At 41.5% G+C, this 10,964-nt stretch carries 7 protein-coding genes; 4 read left to right on the top strand and 3 right to left on the bottom strand.

Translation table 11 applies throughout. The features are described 5' to 3' along the window. Positions 1-193: 193 nt before the first annotated feature. Entirely contained in the window at positions 194-1,828 is a 1,635-nt protein-coding gene (locus tag H4J41_RS11035; protein WP_182137516.1) for a GMC family oxidoreductase, read from the bottom strand. A 402-nt stretch (positions 1,829-2,230) separates the two neighbouring features. Here H4J41_RS11035 and H4J41_RS11030 point away from each other — a divergent pair, with 402 nt between their 5' ends. From H4J41_RS11030 to H4J41_RS11020, 3 genes are read left to right on the top strand one after another with little or no spacing between them, the layout of a single operon-like run. Beyond that, positions 2,231-2,974 (top strand): ABC transporter ATP-binding protein, encoded by a 744-nt coding sequence (locus tag H4J41_RS11030; protein WP_182137515.1) that lies wholly within the window; start codon positions 2,231-2,233, stop codon positions 2,972-2,974. A 7-nt stretch (positions 2,975-2,981) separates the two neighbouring features. Then, positions 2,982-5,345, top strand: coding sequence for an ABC transporter permease (locus H4J41_RS11025; protein WP_182137514.1), 2,364 nt, complete (start codon positions 2,982-2,984; stop codon positions 5,343-5,345). Positions 5,346-5,349: 4 nt separating this feature from the next. Continuing rightward, entirely contained in the window at positions 5,350-6,558 is a 1,209-nt protein-coding gene (locus H4J41_RS11020; protein ID WP_182137513.1) for an efflux RND transporter periplasmic adaptor subunit, read from the top strand. Between the two features lie 150 nt (positions 6,559-6,708). Here H4J41_RS11020 and H4J41_RS11015 read toward each other — a convergent pair whose 3' ends face one another. After that, positions 6,709-8,364 (bottom strand): dipeptidyl-peptidase 3 family protein, encoded by a 1,656-nt coding sequence (locus tag H4J41_RS11015; protein WP_182137512.1) that lies wholly within the window; start codon positions 8,362-8,364, stop codon positions 6,709-6,711. A 145-nt stretch (positions 8,365-8,509) separates the two neighbouring features. Next, positions 8,510-8,770, bottom strand: coding sequence for a 30S ribosomal protein S20 (gene rpsT, locus H4J41_RS11010; RefSeq protein WP_182137511.1), 261 nt, complete (start codon positions 8,768-8,770; stop codon positions 8,510-8,512). Positions 8,771-9,257: 487 nt separating this feature from the next. Here rpsT and murJ point away from each other — a divergent pair, with 487 nt between their 5' ends. Continuing rightward, positions 9,258-10,838 carry a murein biosynthesis integral membrane protein MurJ gene (gene murJ, locus H4J41_RS11005; protein WP_182137510.1) on the top strand — a complete coding sequence of 527 codons (1,581 nt, stop codon included), beginning with the start codon at positions 9,258-9,260 and terminating at the stop codon, positions 10,836-10,838. The last annotated feature ends 126 nt before the right edge of the window (positions 10,839-10,964 follow it).

The following is a 10,964-nucleotide window of genomic DNA, read 5'->3' as shown; positions in this document are numbered from 1 at the left end:
ATGAAGATATTGTTAATGAATGTAGTCGAGCCTGGAATATTTTTGTTTCAGATGCATCTAGGGTGATAGATCTTTGCTCTAGAGATTGGATAAAAGTGGGAAGTTAATTAATCAAATTGGTATAAATTGACCACACAAACCAGTATCTCGTTGCAAAAAAGTTTATTTATTTTTCTTATTGAGGTTAATCCGGCTAGTTAACCTTAACCTTAACTTTATCTTGGGCTAATGCATGTTCAGCCAAAATCATATCTGCTGCTTTTGCCGCAATCATCATGGTTGGCGCATTGGTGTTGCCACTAATTAGCGTTGGCATAATTGACGCGTCAACGACTCGCAGTTGCTTAATGCCTCTGACCTTTAACTGTTCGTCAACTACCGACAACTCATCTTGGCCCATTTTACAGGTACCGACAGGGTGGTAAATAGTATTGCACTTCTCTTTTAGAAACTGGTGAATGTCTTGATCTGAAGTGCAATCTTCAGCTGGGAATATATGTTTAATATGTGTGAGAGATAAGGGTGCTGTCGATAATATTTTTCTAGCAATTTTCACACCTTTTACCATGGTATCAATATCATCTTGATGATCTAACATATTCATGTGAATACGTGGATGCTGAGAAATTTTATTGCTGTTAAGTGTCACTGTGCCACGGCTTTTTGGCCTAAGCAGGCATACATGCAAGGATATGCCGTAGGTAAAGAGCAGTTTAAGATTTCTGCCGTGATCGTCCATGGTGGCGGGCACAAAGTGCAGTTGTAAATCGGGTTGCTCCAAGGTTGGATCTGATTTGATAAAACCACCGGTTTCGGCAATAACCGTGGTCAACAGCCCGGTTCGTTTAGTGATGAATTTTAATGTTTCTTTTGCGCCCCACCAAATTGATGTCGGACGAAGCGCCATTACTTGGCTTACATTATGTTGCGCGACGTTGAGGACATCGACATGATCCTGCAAATTTTTACCAACGCCTTCGAGTGCTTGTACAAGCGCAATATCATGCTTTGCTAATTCTGCCTTAGGTCCGACACCAGAAAGCATTAAAATTTGTGGCGAGTTGATTGCACCGGCACTGAGGATAACTTCGTGGTTCGCCATGATCTGCTGAACTTTGCCGCGATGTTTATACCTAACACCTGTAGCAATACCATCATGAATGACTACTTTTTCGACTTGTGTTTGGGTAATAACCGTTAAATTTTTACGGTGTAAATTGGGCGTTAAAAAGGCTTTTGCGGCACTGTGTCTTAAGCCATTTTTTTGCGTGACTTGATAGTAGCCAATGCCTTCTTGTGACGCGCCATTAAAATCATGATTTTCAGGATAACCTGCCGCTATGGCTGATTGCATGAAGTTTTCATTAATAGCGGGTTTAGAGACTGAGTCTGCAACATTAAGTGCACCGTTAATACCATGAAAATCATCCGGCCCACGTTCTTGATGTTCAAGGGCTTTAAAGTAGGGGAGAACGTCATTAAAACTCCAACCTGGGTTACCTAAACTGTGCCAATGGTCATAATCATTTTGTTGTCCTCTAACATAGAGCATGGCGTTAATCGAACTACTGCCACCTAGGGTTTTGCCTCGTGGTGTAAAAATTTCTCGATTATTCAGGGTTTTTTCTTGCTGAGAGTTAAATTGCCAATTTAAGCTGCGATTTTGTAACAGGGCAATAATGCCAATGGGCAGATGGATCAACCAGTTCTTATCGGCTTTACCTGCCTCTAATAGGCAAACACTATGTTCGCCACTGGCTGATAATTTATCAGCTAATACGCAGCCAGCTGAGCCACCCCCAATTATTACAAAATCAAATGTCTTCACACGGGCACCTTAAAAGTTGCTTTTATTATTATTTTTAACACATCGGACCACTATGATACAAAATAATTATTTATTCAACTGTTTCGCTTAAGCGCTATTTTTATCTTTCATCATTAATCTAGATTTTTATGAAATGGTTATAACCCAGCAATGGACTTAAATTTACCATATGAGCACTCACACATTACTTGTCGTTTAACTGAGTTAAGTCAGTTGGTGAGCTATCATTATGAATTAGCATCTATTGGCTGTTGGTCACTATCGTCATTATATCAATCGTTATCATGGAGGCTATCAGAGAGATAATGTCATGAATAAAATCACTTTTAGCGCTTTCCGAGCCATTATTATCTGACCTCGTTTCATGTTGTTACGCTATCGTTTACCTAAGGGAGAAGCTGTATGTCATCTGACTCACAATCTCGACATCAAACACTGGGAGAAAATGTGGTATTTCATGTGCACGAAGTGACCAAAGTGTATCAGATGGGGGAGGTACAGGTGCGAGCTTTACGCGGTGTTAATATAGATCTGCATCGAGGAGAATTTACCGTATTGTTGGGGGCCTCGGGCAGTGGCAAATCAACCCTACTTAATATTCTGGGTGGTCTAGATACTCCAACAGAAGGCCATGTGTTTTACGGTGAGCGTGATCTGACACGAGCCACTGAAAGAGAGTTAACAGAGTATCGACGTTTTCATGTCGGTTTTGTTTTTCAGTTTTACAATTTAATTCCCAGCCTAACGGCACGTGAAAATGTTGCTGTAGTCACAGAAATTGCCAAGTCGCCGATGAAGCCAGAAGAGGCATTAAAACTAGTTGGTCTAGAGAATCGGCTTGATCATTTTCCTGCCCAGCTTTCCGGCGGTGAGCAACAGCGTGTTGCCATTGCACGTGCTATTGCCAAAAATCCGGATGTCTTGTTATGTGACGAGCCCACCGGCGCGTTAGATTCTAAAACCGGTATTGTCGTGCTGCAGGCCTTGCAACGAGTTAATCAGGCGTTAGGGACAACCACTGTGGTTATTACCCACAATGCCGGCATTGCTCAAATGGCTGATCGCGTTATCCATTTAACTGACGGCTTAATCAGTAAGGTCTATAAAAATGAAACTCGATTAAGACCTGATGAGTTGACGTGGTGATCTCGATATGAAAGCTATCGATATAAAATTATGGCGCGAACTTTGGGCTATGCGGATGCAAGCCCTAGCAATTATTATGGTAATTGTTGGTGGAGTGAGCATTTTTATTATGTCATTAAGTACACTCGATTCCTTGTTTGAAACCCGTGAAAATTATTACCGCAATCACCATTTCGCCGATGTGTTTGCTTCGCTAAAGCGTGCGCCCTTATCACTGGTAAAACGTATTCAGGAAATTCCCGGCGTTGATAAGGTTGAAACTCGGGTGCTGGCTTATGTGAATCTAGATGTAGAAGATTTTAAGGATCCGGTTAGTGGTCATCTACTGTCATTAAATGCCAATAGTGCTGGCCTTTTAAATCAGATTTATTTACGTAAAGGGCGTTTACTTGAGGCCGGTCGTGATAATGAAGTGTTACTCAGTGAAGAGTTCGCCCGTGCCCATGATTTACAACCCGGTGATAAATTAGCAGCAACGATAAATGGTCGGCGAAAAGTACTAAATGTAGTCGGGCATGTACTATCACCTGAATATATTTACCAGATTGCCCCTGGCGCTATGTTTCCAGATTATTATCGATACGGTGTTTTATGGATGGCACGTAAGCCACTGGCAAGTGCCTATGATATGGATGGGGCATTTAACGATGTCACGCTTACCCTGAGTAAAGAGGGTAATGAACAAGATGTAATAGACTGGCTTGATGAACTGTTAAAACCCTATGGTGGCATAGGCGCATACGCGCGCAAAGATCAGTTGTCTAATCGTTTTCTGACTGAGGAGCTTAAACAACAAAAAACCATAGCCACCATCTTTCCGATGATTTTTTTGGGCGTTGCAGCATTTCTTTTAAATGTCGTCGCGAGTCGCCTGATCAGTTTACAGCGTGAACAGATTGCCGGACTTAAAGCCTTCGGTTATAGCAACTTTGCTGTCGGCTTGCATTACACAAAACTGATATTAATGATTACCGCTATTGGCGTTATTGCAGGAATAGGTTTTGGTATCTGGATGGGCAAGGGAATGAGTAATATTTACATGACCTTCTATAGCCTACCATTTATGATTTATGTACTAAAAGCTGAGGTTATTATTGCTGCGGTGTTAATTAGTATGGGCGTTGCCATGGTTGGCACTTTGTATGCGGTATCTAGTGCGGCCAGTTTACCACCGGCACAGGCAATGCGCCCCGAGCCCCCGGCAATGTATCATACAACCCTGATTGAAAAACTGGGCTTACAGCGCTGGTTTTCACAACCAACGCGAATGATTTTTCGTCACATTGAGCGCCGGCCTTTAAAATCATTAATGACTATATTGGGGATTAGCATGGCCTGCGGCACTATGATGGTTGGCGGTTTTCAAGAGGGGGCTATTAAGCACATGGTTGAGGTGCAGTTTGGTATGAGTCAGCGCAGCGACCTAACAGCAATATTTACCGAGCCAACATCTCAGCGTTCACTTTATTCACTACAGAGTTTACGGGGTGTAGAGCATGTTGAAGGTTTTCGAGTGGTTACGGCAAAATTGCGTTTTGAACATCGCTCGTATAGAACTTCTGTGCAAGGAATAGCGCCTGATGGCAGCCTGATGCGCCTGCTTGATACGCGCCTGAAAGTGATTAATTTACCGCCAGAGGGCATCATACTCACCGATTACCTGGCAGAGATATTACATATTAAGGTCGGTGATATGCTGACCATAGAAGTGCTGGAAGGTGATCGTCCTGTGATGCAAGTACCCGTGGTTGGTCTGGCGAAAGAGTATTTGGGTTTAAATGGTTATATGCAGTTAAACTCACTAAATCGCCTGCTAAATGAAGGCCATGTTATTTCCGCTGCCTGGTTAAAAGTCGATAGGTTACATCAGGCTGATGTCTACGCAGAGCTTAAAGGTGCGCCACGCATAGCTGGCGTAGTTGAGCAGGAATCGGCGATTAAATCTTTTTATGAAACTATGGATGAAACGATTTTATTTTTTACCTATATCACCACTTTGCTGGGTGGAAGCATAGCATTTGGCGTGGTTTACAACAGTATGCGCATTGCACTATCTGAGCGAAACCGAGAACTGGCTAGTTTGCGCGTGTTGGGATTTCATCGCTCAGAGGTTGCTTATATTCTTCTGGGTGAAATGGCGGTATTAACACTTATCGCTATTCCGCTGGGAATGATGATTGGTTATGGTTTGTGTGCATTTCTTGCGTTTCAGTTTGATTCTGATTTATATCGTATTCCGCTGGTGCTTGGTTTGAAAGTTTATGCTTTTGCTGCCCTGGTGGTGATTGGCTCTTCTGTCATTTCTGCATTGATGATTTGGCGTAACCTGGCACACCTAGATATGGTGGCCGTACTTAAAACTAAGGAGTAAACAGATGCTTGCTCTGTTAAAAAAACATCCAGCGATATGCTTTATTGTTGCCTTAATCACCGGATTATTGATTTGGGGTTTCTGGCCACAGCCCATTATGGTTGAAGGCATAGCGGCAAGGTACGCACCAATGACGGTAAGCATTGAAGAGGAGGGCCGTACCCGGTTGATTGATCGTTACCTGATATCAGCGTCTGTTGATGGCGTAACCTGTCGTCAACAATTAAAGGTGGGTGATACGGTTAAGCAAGGACAGGTATTGTTAGGGATTACGCCATTACAATCACAGGTGCTAGATCCGCGTAGCCGTGCCCAAGCTCAGGCTCAAGTAGCCGCCGCAAAATCGGCTTTACATGCAGCGCAAGAACAGGCAAATGCAGCATCTGCGTCGGCACAATTAGCCAGTAATGAATTAACTCGGCTGCAATCATTAATGGCACAGGCTTTGATTTCACGTGAAGCCTTTGATAAGGCCCAAACGCAGGCACAAACGACGGCAGCGGCAAAACGTTCAGCCAATTTTAGTGTCGAAGTGGCTAAATATGAACTGGAAGCTGCGGCCACGGCTCTACAATATTCAGCTGCCGCTGACAGTGGAGAGCCGGTAGAGCGAGTAAATGTTCGATCGCCGATTGATGGAAAGATTCTTAAAGTTGTTCGTGAATGTGAAGGTCCAGTGCGTACTGGTGAGCCATTACTAGAAGTGGGCAACCCTTCAGCTCTGGAAATAGAGGTGGATGTACTTTCCGCCGATGCGGTGAAAATAAAACCCGGCATGAAGGTTTTGTTTGATCGCTGGGGCGGTGACAAACCTTTAGAGGGACAGGTTCGAATAGTTGAACCGGTTGGCTTTACCAAAGCGTCAGCACTTGGGGTTGAAGAACAACGCGTGCTGATTATTTCTGATTTTGTTTCTGAGGCTCAGCTTTGGAATCAACTGGGAGATGGATATCGAGTTGAGGCAAATTTTATTTTATGGCAGCAGGAAAATGTACTGCAAATACCGGCGAGCAGCTTATTTAGATATAAGGGTGGCTGGGCAGTGTTTGTTATTGAGCGTGATCTGGCGGTAAGACGGGAAGTTAAAGTCGGTCAGCGTAACGGTTTAATTGCCCAGATTCTTGAGGGCGTAAATGATGGTGAACTGGTTATCAATCATCCGAGTGATGAAGTGGACGACGGTAAGCGTGTAAAAGTACGCTCATTTGAATAACACAACGACTGTGTTTCCAGCCACAGTTTCAAGTCCCTGTAACCTTACTAAATAGCGGCCAAATAACGGCCAAAAAAAGCTAAACAAATGTTTAGCTTTTTCGAGCGATATTAAATCAAGTTAGCTTCACTTCACTTCACTTAACTTAACTTAATTTAGCCCAAGCACTTTTTTACCTTGTTTAAAGGTAATATCGACAGGAATTTTTGCGCTTTCTAAACTGGCTAAGTCTTCTGCTAAATGGCTGTTAATCACACCATTTTCTGCGACTAGTTTATCAACACCATCGTAATCACCGTTACCTTGCAAGGTTAGAATTAACTCTGACAAAGCATCAATAGCGGCGGTCATCTCTGCAACATTAACCTTGTATAACCCTTGTTCATTGCGAGTGAATGCACCTTGCTCTGCAAAGTAGTTAAAGCGCACTATATTGGCTTTACCGTGCGCTGAACTAGCACCAAAGCGCACTGAGCGAAATATGCCGGTTAAAAATGTCGTGTAGTAGTCTTCTAGCGTACCTTCACTGATAACATTTTTAGCCAGTAGTTGACGTATCATGTAAAGGCCTAGTACATCGGCTTTGCCTTCTTCTAAAGCTGAGGCATGTTCTTTTAATGACTGACGCACTGTACCTTTGTCATTAATGGTGTTTTTAATGCCTAAGCCGTGCGCCACTTCATGAAACATAGTGTTGGCAAAAAAGGCGGTAAAGGTGACATTTTTTCGTTGCTCTGGCACAATTAATGTTTCGGCAATAGGGGTCATAATGGCGTCAAACTTTGCCCGCATGGCATTTTTTAACTGCAAACGACGTGTGCCTTTTTCCAGTTGTACTTGTTCGTCATTGGGCAAGTTAATCGCTATCGTTTTACCGCCGGCATTTGAATGGCCGGCATAATAAATAACATCATAAGCGTTTAAGTCGGCATCAGAGCCAGGTATTTCCGCTTTATACTTTTCACTGACCGGCAAGCCACGTTGTAATTCAGGTAAAAAATCAGCGTATTTTGAAAGCTTTTCACTCCACGACATATCTTTGATCAATACGTAAGATTCAAAGGCGGCACGATAACCAAAAAGTTGATCTTCATAGGTTTCAATTGGACCTATAACAATATCAATGGGGTTGTTTTTCATGTCCATCCAAGCAAGGTCAGATGCCTGAAAATCATCATTACGTAATGCTGTGGCGCGTATATTAAGGTAATTAGCGAATTCTTTATTATCGGCAAAGGTCGCAGCTTTTTCTAAAATAACCGCAATGCGATTAATTTCGTCACTGTAGGCTTCTGAAAAGGCAATAGTGTTTAATTCACCATTTTCGTTTCTTATTACCAGCGAGTACAAACCATTTTTGTCATCAAAGGTGGCTTTTTCAAATTCGGCTTTGCTCATGTCGGCGGGATAGAACTGAGCGCCAGGGCTTTTTGCTGCGCTTTCAGTTAAAAAAGCTTTGTCACCATTTAATCGATCCCAAGGACCATAATTAATACGGGCAAACTCTCTGACTTTATCGTCATTTATTGAAGCTAAAAAGCTAGTTTTATCTTGGCCAAAAGCTTGTTGCCAAAATAGATCATCGATAATGTCTGAGGCTTCGATAAGTAAAGACAACATTTTTTTCTGGTTCGTGGATAGGTGCGATAAGTCAGCACTTAAGGTCACTGTTTTATAAATATCTAAACGGTCTTGATATTCAGGTAACAAGCTAACACTTGCAAGCGGTGTTACTGCTTTGTTGTCACCACAAGCGGTTAATGTGCCAGCAATGATCAGCATAGAAGCGATTTTTGAAAGTTTCATGTAAGGTTTCTCTTGGTAAATACCGCCTAGAGACTACCAAAATAGATGATAAGCGCAAGCGCAAACAACAACAAACTATTGCTTTAGTGGAATTACAGGCATAAAAAAACCGGCCAAGGCCGGTTTTTTAATTCTTTACAAAAAATTAAAGCGCTTTAATAGCAGCGTTTAAACGGCTCTTACTACGAGCGGCTTTATTTTTATGAATAAGACCTTTGCTTGCATAACGATCTAAAATCGGTGCAGCAGCAGCAAATTCTGTAGATGCTTTTTCTTTGTCACCGGCTGCGATAGCAGACATTACTTTCTTAAGTAAAGTACGCATCATTGAGCGACGGCTTGCATTGTGTTGGCGGCGCGTTTCAGATTGTAATGCGCGCTTCTTAGCAGACTTTGAGTTAGCCAAGGTGAACTCCTAAAATTGAATAAATATTGCCTAAATTTAAGGCGACGAAATATGCCTGTTTTTAACTGGTTTGTCAAATAATTTACTGTTTTAATTTGACCGTTCGGATAATTACCCGTTTGTATAAATAAAACCAATGGCGCATTCTAAAGTTTTTAGTTAAAAGTTGGAAGTGCTGTTCTCCTCTGATTTAACTAATTTTCGATATATTTGCTATTTATGTACTTTTTTGACAAAAAAAACACACTTTTAAGCCTTGAATAAGTGTGTTGCCCGATTATTCATAAAACATCTGCTTTAGGAGATTAAAGTCTTGTCTATCAATTTATAAAAGCCGCATAATAGAGAGATATTATCTATTATGCGAAATTTGGCTTGTTTTAATGATGAATTAATACTTATATTTGCTCATAATATCAGCGAATTAAATTAGTGTGAATAGGTTGAAAAATATTTTAAAAATAAACATAACATTGGGGCTAGCTGTTTGAGTAAAAAACTAATTAAGTCAGGACTTATTGTCAGCGCTATGACATTAATTTCACGTGTGCTTGGCTTAGTGCGAGACATTGTTATTGCCAATATTATGGGCGCGGGGGCCTCAGCAGACGTATTCTTCTTTGCCAATAAAATCCCTAATTTTTTGCGACGTCTGTTTGCAGAAGGTGCTTTTGCACAAGCCTTTGTGCCTGTGTTAAGTGAATATCACACCCTTGATGAGGAACATGCCACTAACGAAACACGCAAGTTAATTGGCCAAGTTTCAGGCACCCTGGGTGTTATTATTACCTTAGTCACCTTATTTGGCATGATAGCGTCGCCATTAATCGTGGCCTTGTTTGGCTTCGGTTGGTTTTTAGATTGGTTAAATGATGGTCCTGCGAGTGAAAAATTTGATCTGGCGAGTACACTATTAAAAATTACCTTTCCTTATTTGTGGTTTGTTAGTTTTACAGCACTATCAGGCGCGATATTAAATACTTATGGTCGCTTTGCTGTTTCAGCTTTTACGCCGGTGTTATTAAATGTTGGTATCATTGCTTGTGCTATTTACTTAGCACCTGTGATGGATAATCCCGCATTTGCCCTTGCTTGGGGTGTGTTTTTAGGTGGTTTTATTCAATTCGCTTTTCAGTTGCCCTTTTTATATCGCGCGGGTGCTCTGGTTAAACCAACATGGTCATGGCATTCGCCTGGCGTCACTAAAATACGAAAGTTGATTATTCCTGCACTCTTTGGCGTGTCAGTAACGCAAATAAATTTACTGCTTGATACCATTATCGCCAGTATGTTGATCACGGGTTCTATTAGTTGGTTATATTACGCTGACCGACTACTAGAATTTCCTCTGGGCTTATTTGGTATAGGTATTGCGACCGTAATATTACCCAGCTTGGCTAAATTACATACTAAGAAAGACACTCAAGAATTTAGTGATACTTTAGATTGGGGCATCAGAGTTGTTTCTCTATTTGGTTGGCCGGCTTTAGCTGGGCTGATGGTGCTAGCGCAGCCGATTATTATGGTGTTATTTATGCGAGGTGAATTCACCCAACATGAAGTTTTACAAGTGTCTTATGCTTTATTCGCTTACCTTTCGGGTTTACTCAGCTTTATGTTCATTAAAGTCTTAGCGCCGGGTTTTTATGCTCGCCAAGACACTAAAACACCGGTGAAAATTGCGATTAAAGCTATGGTGGCCAATATGGTATTTAATATGATGCTAGCACCATATTTTGGTTATGTTGGTTTAGCCATAGCAACGACTTTATCTGCAACCTTAAATGCACTGATGCTTTATCAGGGGCTAAAAGCGGCTAATGTTTTTCAGTTATCGGGTAAAACATGGTGGTTTATCAGCCGTCTTGTTAGCGCTGCAGGAATAATGGCTTTAGTTGTTTATCAAGTATCACCTGATTTTGATGTTTGGCTTACCTACAGCTTTACCAAGCAAGTGACCCAACTTTTGTTCTGTATTACCAGTGGCATAGTGAGTTATTTAATTTGTCTGCTTTTATTAGGTATTCGACTTTCAGATATCAAAATTAGACAAAAAACGCTTAATTAACACGATATTTCCCCTAAAATAACTCTTCATAAGGGCTGATTCTTATTGCTGACTCATATATAATTCATCGGCTTTTATTCTTTAATGATTTAGCTAGTAGTAAAGCACTATTGGCAGTAAGGTTTT

The organism is Colwellia sp. MB3u-45 (assembly GCF_014077005.1).
GTDB lineage: Bacteria > Pseudomonadota > Gammaproteobacteria > Enterobacterales > Alteromonadaceae > Cognaticolwellia.
The sequence above is the reverse complement of the archived record's forward strand: the minus strand, read 5'-3'. Positions and strand labels throughout refer to the sequence as shown.